This is a genomic window from Bradyrhizobium sp. UFLA05-153 (assembly GCF_054185185.1).
The window spans coordinates 1-15,262 of record NZ_JBBIAM010000043.1 but is presented as its reverse complement, the minus strand read 5'-3'; the positions used below and the strand labels follow the sequence as shown (position 1 = coordinate 15,262).

Below are 15,262 nucleotides of genomic sequence, written 5' to 3'. Positions count from 1 at the left end.
TTCCCAGTGGAGGTAGCGACTCGCCGTTTCCGCGCCTACATCCTACCTTGGCAGATTAGCGATCCGTAATTTGACCGGCAGGTGCTACGGGTCGCATCCTCCACAAGTCGAGGCCAACGAAGGCGAAATTCGTGTCAGCGACAGACCTTCAGCGCGCCCAAAGGGGCCTGGAGCCGCAGGACCTGGAGCCCCAAGACCCGGGGTCACCGGCGGCGGTGCGGCCGCGCGCCCCGCGCCGGCTCGGCCTGTCCGGCAAGCTGCTGCTGCTGACTGTCCCCCTGGTGATGATCGCAGCGAGCATGCTCTACGTGCCCGCGATCGCCAACTTCTGGGTCAACCGGCTGAACGACCGCGTCGCCGCGGCGAACACCGCGGCCCTGGTGCTCGACGCCGCGCCGCTCGGCATGGTCCCGGACTCGCTGTCGCGGCAGATCCTCAAGAGCATCAACGCGCGCGCCGTCGCCATCAAGATGGGCCAACAGCGCCGCCTGCTCGCCAGCGCCGATCTGCCGGCCGCGATCGAGCACGACATCGACCTGCGCGAGATGACGGCGTGGCAAGCGATCACCGGCTCGTTCCAGATGATGCTGGAGACCGGCAACCAGGCCATCCGCATCGTCGGCCCGGCGAGCGGCAATGCGCAGTTCATCGAGGTCGTCACCGACGAATTGCCGCTGCGGCAGGCGATGTACCGCTTCTCCCGCAACGTCGTGGTGGTCGCGCTGTTCATCGCGGTGCTGACCGCGGGCCTCGTCTATCTCGCGCTCCATTATCTGTTCGTGCGGCCGATGCGGCGGCTGACCGCGAGCCTGGTCGGCTTCCATGAAAATCCCGAGAGTTCGGCGGGAATCATCGTGCCGAGCCAGCGCGGTGACGAGATCGGGGTGGCCGAGCGCGAGCTGTCGGACATGCAGCGCGACCTGATGTCGATGCTGCATCAGAAGAGCCGGCTCGCAGCCCTTGGTCTTGCCGTCTCCAAGATCAACCACGATTTGCGCAATCTGCTGGCCTCGGCGCAGCTGCTGTCCGACCAGCTTGCCAGCGTGCCCGATCCGCGGGTGCAGCGCTTTGCGCCAAAGCTCGTGCGCTCGCTCGAGCGCGCCATCGCGTTCTGCCAGTCGACCCTGTCCTACGGCCGCGCCCAGGAGGCCGCGCCTGATCGCCGGCTGATCCTGATCGAGCCGGTGGTCGTAGAGGTGCGCGAGACCGCGGGCCTCGCCTCCGATGCCTCGATCACCTGGGTTGCCGCGATCGAGCGCGGGCTGTCGATCGATGCCGACCCCGACCAGCTGTTCCGCGTGCTGCTCAACCTCGTCCGCAACGCGGCGCAGGCGTTGGAAACCCACGCCGCGAGCGCGACCGGCCCGCAGCAGATCCGGATCACGGGCAAGCGCGAGGGCGCGGTCGCGATCCTGGAGGTTTCCGATACCGGCCCCGGCGTGCCGCAAAAGACCCGGGAGCACCTGTTCGAGGCGTTCCAGACCTCGGGCCGCCCAGGCGGCAGCGGGCTCGGGCTGGCGATCGCCGCCGAGCTCATCCGTGCTCATGGCGGCGACATCCACCTCGTCGAGGGCACCATCGGCGCCACCTTCCGGATCGTGATCCCCGACCGCCCCGTGGAACTCCTCTCCATCCGCAACGAGCGGGCGAGGGCGTAGGGTCGGCCAGAGGCCGACCGCGCCTGCGATTCCGGACGCTGTTCCCACAATTCGTCATTCCGGGATGGCCCCGCTGGGTCCGGCCTTCGGCCGGCCCGATGGCAGGCTCCGGGCCAGGCCCGGAATCCATAACCCCGACCGGTGGTTATGGATTCCGGGCTCGCCTCTTCGAGGCGCACCGGAATGACGGCTGAAAAGGCGGAAATGCCCCAAATACGGCCTATCCAGACCTTGCCAACCGGGACAAGAGCGGTTAGTCAGAGCGCTCTTTCGCACCCCCTCCGGCTCTGTCCGGAGGCTGCGTGTGGGCCTGGCCCGCATAGCTGTTTGCGAAACACGCGCCCGTAGCTCAGCTGGATAGAGCATCAGACTACGAATCTGAGGGTCGGACGTTCGAATCGTTCCGGGCGCGCCAACTATCTCATTCAAATATCATCGATTTTCAGAGCGGCCAGAAATGGCCCCAGACTAAAATTTCGTTTTAGTCTGGGATTTAGTCTGGGGAGATTTCTCGAAGATTTCGAACTTGCGCGACCGGCTCTTCGAAGTTGGAGCCGCCCATCTCCTCGACTGAGCATGAACGACATTCGGGACGCTGCGCGAGACTGTTAGCGCTCAAGTCGAACATCAGTTGGGCGCGATGAACGCGTGCGCATGGGTACGACTGGCGCCGATCAACGTTGAATGCGATTCAACATGATTGCATCAGGAGAAGAGGCTCGGCAGAATCGACCACATGCGTATCAATCGCACTGATCTCGCCGACTTTACTTATTTTCTTTCGCTTGCGAAGCACCGCAGCTTCCGTCGAGCCGGACTGGACCTCGGAGTCAGTGCCTCGGCACTCAGTCATTCCCTCAAAGGGCTCGAGGCGCGCCTGGGCGTTCGCCTGTTCAACAGAACGAGCCGGAGCGTGACCCTCACTTCAGCGGGGGAAGAGCTGCAGGCAGCACTTGCGGTCCCCTTCGACGCGATCGGGACCGCGGTCGAAGCGCTGAACCGCTACAGGGCTGAGCCCGCCGGGCGGATACGGTTGAACGTGTTGGAGCATGCAAGCTCGCTACTGCTTGGCCCGGTCCTTCCGACTTTTGTGGACCGATATCCGGGGATCGAAGTCGATGTCGCGGTCTCGAACCACTTGGTGGACGTGGTCGCGCAGGGCGCGGACGCGGGTATCCGCTACGGCGGCACGGTGCCCGAGGACATGATCGCGCAGCGGCTGTCCAGCGACATACGGTGGGTGGTGGTAGGGTCGCCCGGTTATTTCGAGCGTCGTGGCGAACCGTTGCATCCGCGCGATCTGTATGACCACCGGTGCCTTCGCATCCGCCTTGGCGATGCCAGCATCTATCAATGGGAATTCGAGAAGGACGGCGAGGAGATCGCGATCGATGCGCCCGGCGCGATCACCATCGACGAGAGCCAGTTCGCGCTCACCTTGGCCGCCGCCGGTGCCGCTTTGGCCTACCTGCCCGAGCCCAGCGTGACGCCGCTGACCGCTCGGGGGCAGCTTAGGTGCGTTCTCGACGCTTGGTCGCCGATGGGGCCTGGGTTCCACATCTACTACCCAAGCCGGCGGCAACTGCCGACCGGGTTGCGGCTCCTGATCGATCTCATCCGCGAGATGCAGCCGCTGGGTCTCTAGCGCTCAGTCGATCGTTGAGCCCGGCTCATCGCTTCATCGCAGAGATGGGGCGTAATCGCCGGCCCTCTAGCGCTCTATGTTCCGTGCACGGTCACGGGTCCTTCCGTGAGCATTCATCGTCGCACGGAGCTGCCACGTGTCACAGCAAACTATTCTTCGATACCCCGACGCCCCCTCGTTGGAGAGGGACGCGGCGCAAACCGGCTGGGGCGCCGTCCTTGCCCTGACGCTATGCGTCTCGACGTTGATCGCCTCGGAATTCATGCCGGTCAGCATCCTAACCCCGATCGCGTCCGACCTTCATCTGACCGAAGGGGCGGCGGGCCAGGCGATCTCGGTGTCCGGCTTGTTCGCCGTGGTGACCAGCCTGTCCATCGCTACGATCACCCGCGGGGTCGACCGTCGCGCGTTGTTGCTCGGATTGACCCTCCTGATGCTGCTGTCGGGCCTGCTGGTCGCCTTCGCGCCGAACTTCATCGTGCTCATGGCAGGCCGCGCCCTGTTGGGCGTCGTGATCGGCGGGTTCTGGTCGATGTCGGCGGCGACGGTGATGCGGCTAGTGCGCGAGCGGCAAGTGCCGCGAGCCCTCGCGATGCTCAACGGGGGCAACGCCCTTGCCACCACGATCGCCGCACCGTTGGGCAGCTTTCTCGGCCAATATATCGGCTGGCGTGGCGCATTCTTCCTGGTCGTGCCGCTGGCCGCGATCACCTTCGCTTGGCAGTGGCTGACCTTGCCGTCGATGCCGTCCGATCGCACCAAGCGGCAGCCAAGCGCGTTGGGCGTCCTCGGCCGCCCGAACGCCCGCTTCGGAATGGCTTCGGTCGCGCTTCTGTTCGCGGGTCAATTCGCGCTCTTCACGTATCTGCGGCCGTTTCTGGAGAGCGTCACGCGCCTCCAGGTTTCCCCGCTTTCGCTGGTGCTGCTCATCATGGGTGCGGCCGGCCTCGCCGGCACCTGGCTGATCGGGCGCACGGCGTCGCGAAGCCTGTCGCTGACCCTGATTCTGGCTCCGTTGGCGCTCGCGGCACTCGCATGCGGCCTGGTCTCGTTCGGAACGATCGCGAGCCCCACGGCGCTGTTGTTGGCTCTCTGGGGCGTGATCGGAACGGGCGCGCCGGTCGCCTGGTGGACCTGGGTTGCCCGTCGGTTTCCGGACGACGCCGAAGCTGGCGGCGGTCTTCTGGTCGCGGTCGTTCAACTGGCGATCACGCTCGGGGCCGCAGGCGGCGGGGTCCTGTTCGACGCCGCGGGATATCGCGCGACCTTCTTGTCGAGCGCAGCCTTGCTGTGCGCCTCGGCGCTGTTCGGCATCTTCGATGCTCGCGCCGGCGAAGCCGTGGATCGTCAGAGGCAATGCGGCGCAGGCGGCGACTGAGCCCCAGCGCCCGCGGCGAGAGGAGAACGAGATGGCACGCATCTTCATCACCGGCAGCAGCGATGGGCTCGGTCGCGCGGCGGCGTTGTCGCTTCTGAGCGAAGGTCACGAGGTCGTCGTGCATGCCCGCTCGAAGGAACGCGCCTCGGCGCTTACCGATCTCGCGTCCGGAGCCGTGGTGATCGGCGACCTGCGCAGCGCGGCCGACGTTCGGAGGATCGCCGACCAGGTCAACGCGATCGGCTGCATGGACGCCGTCATCCACAACGCCGGTATCTACACGGCACCTAACCGCGGATCGACGCCAGAAGGGCATGCCGTGACCTTGGCGGTTAACACGCTGGCACCGTTCATGCTGACCGCTCTGATCGAGCGACCCGATCGCTTGGTCTATCTCAGCAGCGGTCTTCACCGTGGGGGTGGAGGCTCTCTGCGCGATCTCGACTGGACCGATCGTCCATGGGATGGGGCGCGCGCATATGCCGAAAGCAAGCTGCATGTGGTCGCACTCGCTTTCTGTCTTGCCCGGCGGTGGCCGAAGGTCCTCTGCAACGCGGTCGATCCCGGCTGGGCTCGCACGCGGATGGGAGGAGCGGGCGCCCCCGTCGACATCGACACGGGCCAGCGCACGCAGAGTTGGCTTGCCGTCAGCGCCGATCCCGCAGCGATGGTCAGCGGCAGGTACTGGCATCACCTCAGGCCGGAAACGCCCGCGGCCGAAGCGACAGATACCGGCTTTCAGAACGAGCTGATCGATCGCCTTCAAGAACTCACCGGCGTGGCGCTGCCCTGAGCCGGTTCGAACCAAAGGAGAAATTTCGATGGACTACACGCATCTGGGCCGGACCGGGCTGAGGGTCAGCCGTCTCGCGCTGGGCACCATGAACTTCGGCGAACTCGCCGACGAGAAAACCAGCTTCGCGATCATGGACGAGGCCTTGGACGCCGGCATCAACTTCTTCGACACCGCCGACGTCTATGGCGGCCCGCAGAAGCCCGACATGGAGAAGGGTTTCGGCGTCTCGGAAGAGATCATCGGCAACTGGCTGGCGCAGAAGGCCGGCCGACGCGAGAAGATCGTGCTGGCGACCAAGGTCTACCAGCCGATGGATACCGGCCCCAACGACAAGTACCTCTCGGCTTATCACATCCGGCGCGCGTGCGAGGCGAGCCTGCGCCGCATGAAGACCGATCACATCGATCTCTACCAGATGCATCACGTCGACCGCGCGACGCCATGGGAGGAGATCTGGCAGGCGATGGAGCAGTTGATCCGCGAGGGCAAGATCACCTACGTCGGCTCCTCCAACTTCGCCGGCTGGGACATCGCCACCGCGCAGATGACGGCGGCCTCACGCAGCATGCTTGGTCTCGCCTCCGAGCAGAGTCTCTACAATCTCACGCAGCGCACCGTCGAGCTGGAGGTGATCCCGGCTCTTCGCCACTTCGGCATCGGACTGATCCCGTGGAGCCCGATCGGCATGGGACTGCTCGGCGGCGTGCTGAAGAAGATGGAAAGTGGCCGCCGCTCGTCCGAGCGGATGCAACAGCAGGTGAACAAGTTGCGGCCGAGGCTCGAAGCCTATGAAAGGCTGTGCGCCGATCTCGGCGAGGCCCCGGCCGACGTGGCGCTTGCCTGGCTGCTTCACAACCCGGTCGTCACCTCCACGATCAGCGGTCCGCGCACGGTCGAGCAACTGCGCCAGAACCTCAAGGCACCGTCGCTGGTCCTTTCACGCGAGACGCTGGCGAAGCTGAACGAGATCTGGCCCGGTCCGGGCGGCGAAGCGCCGGTGGCCTATGCCTGGTAGAGCCGGATACGCATCGATGGCTGCTGCCGCGAAGAAGTCGGAAGGGGCGGCGCTGCTGCTGCCGATCATGGGCGTGGTCTTCGTTGCGTTTCTCGTCATCGGGATCGCCATGCCCGTTCTTCCGCTCCATGTGCACGACGGTTTGGGGCAAAGCACGTTCGTGGTCGGACTCGTCGCCGGCAGCCAGTTCGCGGCGTCGTTGATCTCGCGACCCATGGCCGGCCACTATTCGGACACACGGAACGCGAAACGCGCAGTGATCGTCGGTCTGCTGGCGGCCGCAGCGTCCGGACTGCTCTATCTGTTGTCGCTAGGCTTGATGAAGACACCGTCGATCTCTGTCGCCGTTCTTCTTCTCGGGCGAGGCCTGCTCGGCACCGCCGAAAGCTTCATCATCACCGCCGCCGTGAGTTGGGGACTTGCGCTCGCCGATTCCCGGAGCACGGGCAAGGTCATCGCCTGGGTCGGGGCCGCGATGTTCGCAGCCTTTGCGATCGGCGCTCCGGCCGGCTCCGCGCTCTATGCTGGCTACGGCTTCGCTGCGATCGCATGGGCTACCGCCGCGGCTCCGCTAGTTACCCTGCTGCTGGTTGTCCCCGTTCCCGCGGTTGCTCCGGCGCAGCATGCTCGCTTTTCCTTTGCCGAAGTGGTCGGCGCGGTCTGGGTGCCAGGCTTGGGCTCGGCGCTCGGCAGCGTAGGTTTCGGCGCCGTGATAACGTTCGTCGCCCTGCTGTTCGCGACTAGAGGCTGGCCGAACGGATGGCTCGCCTACACGGCGTACGCCGTCGCTTTCATCCTGGCACGGATCTTTTTCAGCCACCTGCCCGATAGGATCGGCGGTGCGAAGGTGGCGCTGGTCTGCGCGCTCGTCGAAGCCGTGGGCCAGGCACTGATCTGGCTGGCCGTTCGGCCCGAGATGGCGCTCGCCGGCGCCGCGCTGACCGGATTCGGTTTCTCGCTGGTCTATCCCGGTTTCGGAATCGAAGCGGTGCGGCGCGTACCGGCGCAAAGCCGCGGCCTCGCCATGGGAGCCTATACCGCCTTCCTCGATCTCGCCCAAGGCGTCGCCAGCCCCGCGCTCGGATTGATGGCGAGGGGCGCGAAGCTCAACGTCGTATTTCTCGCGAGCGCCGCGACCGTGCTGTGCGCCGTCGCCGTCGCATGGTGGCTCATGGCACATCCCGCGCCCGCAGAAGGTCATCAGCAGCAAGACTAGGAAAGGAGACGCAATGCCCCACGTGATCGTGAAGCTCCAGCCCGGCAGGTCGGAGCAGCAAAAGGCCGCCTTGGCCGAAGCCCTGACGAAGGTGGTCGTCGAGACGCTCAAGTCCGGCGAGGATTCGGTATCGGTCGGAATCGAAGATGTGCGCGCCGAGGACTGGACCGAGCAGGTCTACAAGCCCGACATCATCGCCAAACCGCGCACCATCTACAAGAAACCGGGATACGACCCGCGCTAACGGCCGTGATTGCAGCCACCAAGTCGAACGCGCACGGCGGGATGCCTCGCCGTCGATTTATTCCCCTAACAGACGAGTAGTAGCCATGTTTGCGACAGTCATGTACGGCCCTCGCGATGTCCGTTTCGAGCAGGTCGAGGACCCCAAGATCATCAAGCCGACGGATGCCATCATCAAATTGTCGGCCACATGCATCTGCGGCTCCGATCTCTGGCCTTACCGTGGTCTGCAAGCGACGGATGAGCCGGCCCATATGGGACACGAATATTGCGGCGTCGTCGTTGAGGTCGGCGGCGCGGTCAAAACCGTGCGCCCCGGGCAGTTCGTCGTCGGCTCCTTCTGCCTCTCGGACAACACCTGTCCGCATTGCAAGTTCGGTTTTCAATCCTCCTGCGTGCAGCGCGAATTCATGAGGGGGGCTCAAGCGCCCTACGCGCGCGTGCCGCTGGCCGACGGAACGCTCGTCGCCACGGCCGAGATGCCCGGAGATGATCTCGTTCCACATCTCCTGGCGACCTCGGATGTTCTCGGCACGGGTTGGTACGCCGCCGATGCCGCCAATGTCCGTCAGGGCGGTACCGTAGCGGTGGTCGGTGACGGCGCCGTCGGGTTAATGGGGGTGCTCGCGGCGAAAGAGATGGGCGCTGAGCGCATCATCGCGATGAGCCGGCACAAGAGCCGGCAGGAACTGGCGCGCGAGTTCGGCGCGACGGATATCGTGGCCGAGCGTTGGGAGGCCGGCATCGAGCGCGTGAAGGAACTGACGGGCGGCGTCGGTGCCGATTCCGTGCTGGAATGCGTGGGCACGCAAGAGTCCATGACGCAGGCCATCAATTCGGTGCGGCCGGGAGGCTCCATCGGCTACGTCGGCGTCCCCCACGGCGTGACCTTCGACGGCCAGGCGATGTTCTTTTCGCAACGGCGCATGCTGGGGGGCCCGGCGCCGGTCCGACGCTTCCTGCCGGACCTGATGGACCGCGTTTTCAAGGGCAGAATCAAGCCGGGCAAGGTTTTCGACCTCACGCTACCAATTGCAGACGTTGCGGAAGGATATCGCGCGATGGACGAGCGGCGGGCGATCAAGACGATGCTCAAGCTCTGAAGGCAGCGCAAGCATAATCAAAGGAAGGAAAAGCAAGATGCAGATAAAGCGTAACGGAGAACAGCCGTCTCAGAAGGGACCGGACGATTGGTTTACCGGGCGCGTTCGGATCGACCCGTTGCATACGGCGCCTGCGCCCGCGCGCGGCGGTGCCGCTTTGGTTACTTTCGAGCCGGGCGCACGGACGGCCTGGCACACGCATCCGCTCGGTCAAACTTTGATCATCGTCACTGGCGCAGGTTGGGTCCAACGCGAAGGCGGGCAAATCGAAGAAGTGAAATCCGGAGACGTGGTGTGGTTTCCGCCTGGGGAAAAGCACTGGCATGGTGCAACGCCGACGACCGCAATGGCGCACATAGCGATCCAGGAATTCCTCGACGGAAAATCGGTGGATTGGTTAGAAAAGGTCAGCGACCAGCAATATGCACGATGACTCACGTCGCCAGCACCAGTCTCGGGTTCGGTTCAAGCGCCATTGTAGCGAATCAACGCTCTCATCCCTTGTGTGTCGCCGAGTCCACCTCGAACGCCTGCTTCCCCTTTGCGGCCCAAAGCGCTCGCGCATGTTTGCCCTGATCGCTTTTGAGTTTGTCAGCCATCCAGAGCAACGCGCCATAGATCGTGGCGCGGTCATCGCCGGTCAGTTCGATGATCCCGGCTTTGACGACCAGACCGCCGAGTTCAATGAGATGCCGCGCGCGCTTACGACGCTCAACCTGCCACGTGCGCATGTCATGTCGAGCCCTTGCGGCTAGCTGCCGGTTGCGCGCCGTTCGGTTGCGCAGGAGGGCCGTCCGTGTTGCGGTCAGTTGTCGGTGCATTTCGCCGCGACCGTCCCTGAAAGAAAGCGGCCCCGCGCCTGGTCCATGCCTCCCTCTTTCCCGCCTCTTTTGTCTCGGCAAGTACGATCAGCGCACCAGCCAGTTCAAGGGTGGGGAGAGTGTCAGCCCCGGTGGCGATGACCAGTTCGCCGAGCTGCTGCACTTTGCGGGTTTTCAGCCCGCGCGCCTTGTCGTCGAGCGCTTTCAGTTCCGCGTCAAAGTCCCGTGGCTTGCGCATCATCGTCTCCATGAGTGTTATTAGAGAAATGATAGTCGAGCCCCCGGCACAATTCTGTAAGGTCGTCAGGACGAGCTGAGACGGGGTAGTCCCTCCCGAGAATCTTTCGAGGGAGGGCGCGCTTATACGTCGTGCCGACGTGCACCTCGCCGTGTAGATGATCTGGTCGCGATGGCGATCTATCATCTTCACGTCAAGGTCATTGGCCGCAAGTCCGGCTCCAGCGCAGTAGCGTCGGCAGCCTACCGCTCCGCCTCGCGGCTGCGCGACGAGCGCCTTGACCGCAGCCATGACTTTTCCGCCAAGCGTGGCGTCGTCCATTCCGAGGTGATGCTGCCGGAGAATGCGCCGGAAGCATGGAGCGACCGCGAGCGGCTCTGGAACAATGTCGAGGCCTTCGAGGTCCGCAAGGATGCTCAGCTTGCTCGCGAGGTCGAGTTCGCTATCCCGCGCGAGATGACACGGGCTCAGGGGATCGAGCTTGCCCGCGACTTCGTTCGGGGCGAATTCGTGGATCAGGGCATGATCGCCGATCTCAATGTGCATTGGGACATGGCCGAGGACGGCATACCCAAGCCCCATGCCCATGTCATGCTGACCATGCGGGCGGTGGACGAGAACGGTTTTGATCAGAAGGTGCGCGACTGGAACCGTACCGAGATGGTGGAGCGCTGGCGGAGGCGCTGGGCGGAGCTTGCCAACGAGCGCCTGGCCGAGGTCGACATCGACGCGCGGATCGACCATCGCAGCCTCGAAGCACAGGGCATCGAGCTTGAGCCGCAAACCCAGATCGGTGCGCCCGCCAAACGTATCGATTATCAGGGCATCGAGGGCGAGAGTGCCGACCGCGCCGAGATGCACCGCGAGATCGCGCGCGGCAATGGGATACGGATTATCGCTAATCCGTCGCTTGCATTGGACGCCATCACGCGTCAGCAATCGACCTTCACGCAGCGCGACATCGCCAAGTTCGCGCATCGGCATAGCGACGGAATCGACCAGTTCGACGTGGTCATGGGCGCGATGCGTAGCGCGCCAAATATAGTCGAACTCGGCAAGGACGCTCGCGGCGAGGATCGCTTCACCACCCGCGAGATGATCGAGGCTGAACAGCGCCTGCACCGTGCCGCTGAACTGATGGCGGAACGAGAACGCCATGAGGTGCATGATAGGGATCGCGTGGCGGCGCTGGCGCGTGCGGAAGCACGCAATCTTGTCCTTTCGACCGAGCAGGCCGACGCGCTGGCACACGTTACGCACGGGCGCGATCTCGCCGTCGTGGTCGGCCATGCCGGGACGGGGAAGAGCGCGATGCTGGGGGTGGGACGTGAGGCCTGGGAAGCGGCTGGCTACGAGGTCCGGGGCGTGGCGCTGTCCGGCATCGCCGCAGAAAGTCTCGAAAGTGGATCGGGCATTGCGTCCCGCACCGTCGCCAGCCTGGAACATGGCTGGGGACAGGGCCGCGACCTGCTTAGCCCCCGCGATGTCCTTGTCATCGACGAGGCCGGCATGGTCGGCACGCGCCAGCTCGAGCGCGTGCTGTCGCATGCCGCAGAGGCCGGCGCGAAGGTGGTGCTGGTCGGCGATCCCAGGCAGTTGCAGGCGATCGAAGCTGGCGCGGCGTTCCGGTCCATTTACGAGCGCCATGGCGGGGAAGAAATCGGCGAGGTGCGCCGGCAGCGGGAGGACTGGCAACGCGACGCCACGCGGGATCTCGCAACGGGCAGGACCGGTCATGCGCTGGAAGCTTATCGCTCCCGCGGCATGGTGCATGAGGCCCATACCCGCGAGCAGGCACGCAGCAATCTGATCGACCGCTGGGACCACGACCGGAAGGCGGCGCCGGAGCGCAGCTGGATCATTCTCACCCATACCAATGACGAGGTGCGGGCGCTGAACGAAGCTGCGCGCGAGCGGATGCGGGCTGCGGGCGATCTCGGGGATGACGTGCGCCTGACGGTCGAACGCGGCACGAGAAACTTCGCCAGCGGGGATCGCGTCATGTTCCTGCAGAACGAGCGTGGCTTGGGTGTCAAGAACGGCACGCTGGGGACCATCGAGCAGGTCAACGCGCTATCCATGACCATCCAGACCGACAATGGCCGATCTGTGCAGTTCGAATTCAAGGACTACAACAAGATCGACCACGGCTATGCCGCGACGATCCACAAGGCCCAGGGCCTGACGGTGGACCGCACTCATGTGCTGGCAACGCCGGGAATGGACGCCCATGGCAGCTATGTCGCCCTGTCGCGGCACCGCGACGCCGTGGACCTGCATTATGGCCGCGACGATTTTGTCAACCAGGACCGGCTCTCCCGCACCCTGTCGCGCGATCGTGCCAAGGACATGGCATTGGACCACGAACGCACCGATCCGGCGCAAGTCTATGCCGAACGACGCGGGATCACCTTCCGCGAGCGCGTAGCCGAGATCGTTCGCAAGGTCGTGCCCGAGAAGGTACGCAACATGTTCGGCGGCCTTCACACTCCTACAGATGTGCCCGGTGCGGATCGCGGGCAGAGGCCGGAACGGGGAGCGCCGGAAAGGGGAAGGAGCAACGCGGGGGCCGAGCGGCGCGAAGCCGCAGCGCCGGAAAGGAACGTGGCGGCAGACCCGGAAGCGGAAGCGCGGCGCCTGCGCACACGGGCGCTGGTGCGCCATGCCCGCGCCGTGGATGCGATCTTCGAGGCGCATGAGATGGGCGGCGAGACAAGTCCCGAGCAGGTGAAAGAACTCCAAAAGGCCCGGCGGATCTTCGAGGACGTGCGGCCCTACGGCTCGGTTGATGCGGAAGCCGCCTACAAGAAGAACCCGGAGCTTGCGCACGAGGCCGCGTCAGGCCGGGTCAACCGCGCCGTCCGCGCCCTTCAGCTCGAGACTGAACTGCGCATCGATCCAGGCCGCCGCGCAGACCGCTTTGTGGAGCGCTGGCAGAAGCTCGAGCAAACCCGCCTCAGTCAGTATCAGGTGGGCGACATGGCCGGCTACAGGGCCACGCGCTCGGCGATGGGCGATATGGCGAGAGGCCTCGAACGCGATGCGCAAATGGAATCCCTTCTCGCCAACCGCAAGCGGGAGCTCGGCATCGCCTTTGAAACAGACCGCCGGCTCGGCCTCGAACTGGCCTTCACTCACGGCCTCGATCTCGGCAGAGGCCGGGGCATCGAAATTTGAGTCCATCCTATCTCCGCCGTCTGAACGCCAGAGTACGACGACGTGTAAAATGCGCTTGCGCGCCTGCAACAACTGTCCTGTCTGGTCTCAGAAGCCGTCAGGAACAGCCAGCAGGAGGCAGCGCGGCCATGCGCGAACCAGATCGTATCGTCCGTTTGAAAACCGTTCTTGCCCGGACCGGGCTGTCCCGGTCCACCATTTACCGCAAGATCGCTGAGGGCACGTTCCCGGCGCAGCTCAAAATCAGCACCAACGGGACCGGCTGGCACGAATCCGACATCAACCGCTGGATCGCCGATCCCATCTCGTGGCGTCCGCAACGTGGATTCGATGAGGCTCGGTGAGGTCGGTGATTGTACCGTTTACTCACGCGGTCCTCCAGGCATCCGGCCAGCCAAACGCGAATCTGCAAAGTCGGCACGCAGAGCAGCGGGTTGCCAGTGTCATCATCCACCCGCCGTACGCCGCGCGGCTTGTTCGGTAACAGTGATTTGGTGGCAGCTCCCTCCCGTCGGTGAGTTCGTAGCGAACGATTCGAGCCCCGGTTTGGAGTTTGAATCACGATTGGAGCGCATGCTCAACGTAAGCTCGTCAAGGAAGCGTTTGGACGCAATCTGCCGAAAGCAGACGTATTATGCTCACATTGAGTTTTGTCGAGTTTGACCCCAAACGGGCATGGGCCATCGCGCAGCGCTTGCGACGCAGCATTTGACTCGCGCTGAGTGCGACGACCATTGAGACCTGATAGTCTGCACCCCGTCTCCTCAAATGCGATGAGAGCACCGAATGAAGCGGCGGGAGTTCATAGTCGCTGTTGCGGCACTGCTCATTTCGCCACGGCGTTCGCGGGCGGAGGGGATGCCTCGCCGGGTCGGCGCCCTTAACAACTCCCAAAATCTGGCAATCACCAAAGTGTTGCAGGAGGGAATGCGTGATCACGGCTGGATCGAGGGCAAAAACCTGATCTTGGACAATCGATATTTCGAAGGCCATGCGGAGCGCCTACCGGCTCTCGCGGCCGAACTCGTCGCCCTCAAGCCCGATCTCATCGTTTGCGGCAGCCCGCAGGCAGCCTTAGCCTTGAAATCGGCAACTGCCAATATTCCGATCTTATTCGTGGCTGTAGCCGATCCCGTGGGGATTGGCCTCGTGCAAAGCCTATCGCGTCCAGGTGGCAACATAACGGGTTTTACGGCCGTCGCACCTGGGGACTTCATCGGGAAACGTATAGAAATCCTCCGAGAGCTCGTTCCTGGCGCCTCGAAAATTGCGCTCTTAGCCAATCCGGACAACCCAATCCACAGGCTGGAATTGGCCGAGGAGATACCCCGTACAGCCCGGAAACTAGGCGTGGCCCTGCCGATAGTTGAGGCGCGCACGGCTGAGGAACTCGACGCCGCCTTTGCCTCAGCCGCCGCCCAGCACGCCGATGCGATAGTTGATATTGGCGATCCTTTGACCTTTCAGCAGGCTCCGCGAGTTGTCGCACTCGCGGCGAAGCACCATCTGCCCGCGACTTATCTATTTCAACAATCCGCCAATGAGGGCGGATTGATCGTCTACGGCCCGGATCTATTCGATCTGTTCCGCCGTGCAGTCGGCTACATCGATAAAATTCTCAAAGGCACCAAGCCTTCCGATCTGCCGGTAGAGCAGCCAACCAAATTCGAGCTCGTGATCAACATGAAGACTGCCAAAGCGCTCGGCCTCACCGTGCCACCCTCGTTACTCGTTCGCGCCGACAAGGTGATCGAATAGAGATGCTCTTTGCTGCGGTGGATGAGTCCGGTTGTGGCCCAACGCGACACCGCCACATGACCTCGGTCGCTAAAGGGGCATAGCGGACATCGGCAGGCCGCCGTCGATCGGAGAGGACGACGCTCGTGACCCGGAATGGAGTGCGCCAGGAAAGCTGGCAAAGAATAGGAGGTGAAAGTCCCCCATGGGGTAAGGACTAGCCATCCACCCCGAC

14 protein-coding genes and 1 tRNA gene are annotated in these 15,262 nt (G+C 64.1%); 13 read left to right on the top strand and 2 right to left on the bottom strand.

Going from position 1 to position 15,262, the window contains the following annotated elements:
* Nucleotides 1-131: 131 nt before the first annotated feature.
* The 10 genes from Q2941_RS24470 (at nt 132) to Q2941_RS24425 (ending at nt 9,487) form a co-directional block, all read left to right on the top strand.
* Entirely contained in the window at nt 132-1,658 is a 1,527-nt protein-coding gene (locus Q2941_RS24470) for an ATP-binding protein (protein ID WP_027520796.1), read from the top strand.
* A gap of 338 nt (nt 1,659-1,996) precedes the next feature.
* Nucleotides 1,997-2,073 (top strand) — tRNA-Arg (locus Q2941_RS24465).
* A gap of 321 nt (nt 2,074-2,394) precedes the next feature.
* On the top strand, nt 2,395-3,303 hold the full coding sequence (locus Q2941_RS24460) for a LysR substrate-binding domain-containing protein (protein ID WP_458193963.1): 909 nt from the start codon (nt 2,395-2,397) through the stop codon (nt 3,301-3,303).
* 136 nt (nt 3,304-3,439) lie between these two features.
* Complete coding sequence (locus tag Q2941_RS24455; RefSeq protein WP_458193962.1) at nt 3,440-4,681, top strand: MFS transporter; 1,242 nt, start codon at nt 3,440-3,442, stop codon at nt 4,679-4,681.
* A gap of 31 nt (nt 4,682-4,712) precedes the next feature.
* The gene (locus Q2941_RS24450) at nt 4,713-5,474 is read left to right on the top strand and encodes an SDR family NAD(P)-dependent oxidoreductase (RefSeq protein ID WP_458193961.1); all 762 of its coding nucleotides are present in this window, start codon (nt 4,713-4,715) and stop codon (nt 5,472-5,474) included.
* Nucleotides 5,475-5,502: 28 nt separating this feature from the next.
* Entirely contained in the window at nt 5,503-6,492 is a 990-nt protein-coding gene (locus Q2941_RS24445) for an aldo/keto reductase (RefSeq protein WP_458193960.1), read from the top strand.
* Nucleotides 6,493-6,508: 16 nt separating this feature from the next.
* Nucleotides 6,509-7,708: an arabinose transporter gene (locus Q2941_RS24440; protein ID WP_458193959.1), complete on the top strand. Its 1,200-nt coding sequence runs from the start codon at nt 6,509-6,511 to the stop codon at nt 7,706-7,708.
* A 13-nt stretch (nt 7,709-7,721) separates the two neighbouring features.
* On the top strand, nt 7,722-7,952 hold the full coding sequence (locus Q2941_RS24435; protein ID WP_458193958.1) for a tautomerase family protein: 231 nt from the start codon (nt 7,722-7,724) through the stop codon (nt 7,950-7,952).
* A gap of 85 nt (nt 7,953-8,037) precedes the next feature.
* Nucleotides 8,038-9,054, top strand: coding sequence for a zinc-dependent alcohol dehydrogenase family protein (locus Q2941_RS24430; protein ID WP_458193957.1), 1,017 nt, complete (start codon nt 8,038-8,040; stop codon nt 9,052-9,054).
* 37 nt (nt 9,055-9,091) lie between these two features.
* Nucleotides 9,092-9,487 carry a (R)-mandelonitrile lyase gene (locus Q2941_RS24425; protein WP_458193956.1) on the top strand — a complete coding sequence of 132 codons (396 nt, stop codon included), beginning with the start codon at nt 9,092-9,094 and terminating at the stop codon, nt 9,485-9,487.
* A 61-nt stretch (nt 9,488-9,548) separates the two neighbouring features.
* On the opposite strand, the gene Q2941_RS24420 is transcribed toward Q2941_RS24425, so the two are convergent.
* Nucleotides 9,549-9,785, bottom strand: coding sequence for a conjugal transfer protein TraD (locus Q2941_RS24420; RefSeq protein WP_458193955.1), 237 nt, complete (start codon nt 9,783-9,785; stop codon nt 9,549-9,551).
* Nucleotide 9,786: 1 nt separating this feature from the next.
* A complete protein-coding gene (locus Q2941_RS24415) occupies nt 9,787-10,113 on the bottom strand; it encodes a conjugal transfer protein TraD (RefSeq protein WP_458193954.1) in 327 nt (108 codons plus the stop codon).
* A gap of 171 nt (nt 10,114-10,284) precedes the next feature.
* On the opposite strand from Q2941_RS24415, the gene traA reads away from it, so the two are divergent.
* The 3 genes from traA (at nt 10,285) to Q2941_RS24400 (ending at nt 15,048) form a co-directional block, all read left to right on the top strand.
* Complete coding sequence (gene traA, locus Q2941_RS24410; RefSeq protein WP_458193953.1) at nt 10,285-13,290, top strand: Ti-type conjugative transfer relaxase TraA; 3,006 nt, start codon at nt 10,285-10,287, stop codon at nt 13,288-13,290.
* A gap of 128 nt (nt 13,291-13,418) precedes the next feature.
* Nucleotides 13,419-13,634, top strand: coding sequence for a helix-turn-helix transcriptional regulator (locus Q2941_RS24405; protein WP_458193952.1), 216 nt, complete (start codon nt 13,419-13,421; stop codon nt 13,632-13,634).
* Nucleotides 13,635-14,076: 442 nt separating this feature from the next.
* Nucleotides 14,077-15,048: an ABC transporter substrate-binding protein gene (locus Q2941_RS24400; RefSeq protein WP_458193951.1), complete on the top strand. Its 972-nt coding sequence runs from the start codon at nt 14,077-14,079 to the stop codon at nt 15,046-15,048.
* The last annotated feature ends 214 nt before the right edge of the window (nt 15,049-15,262 follow it).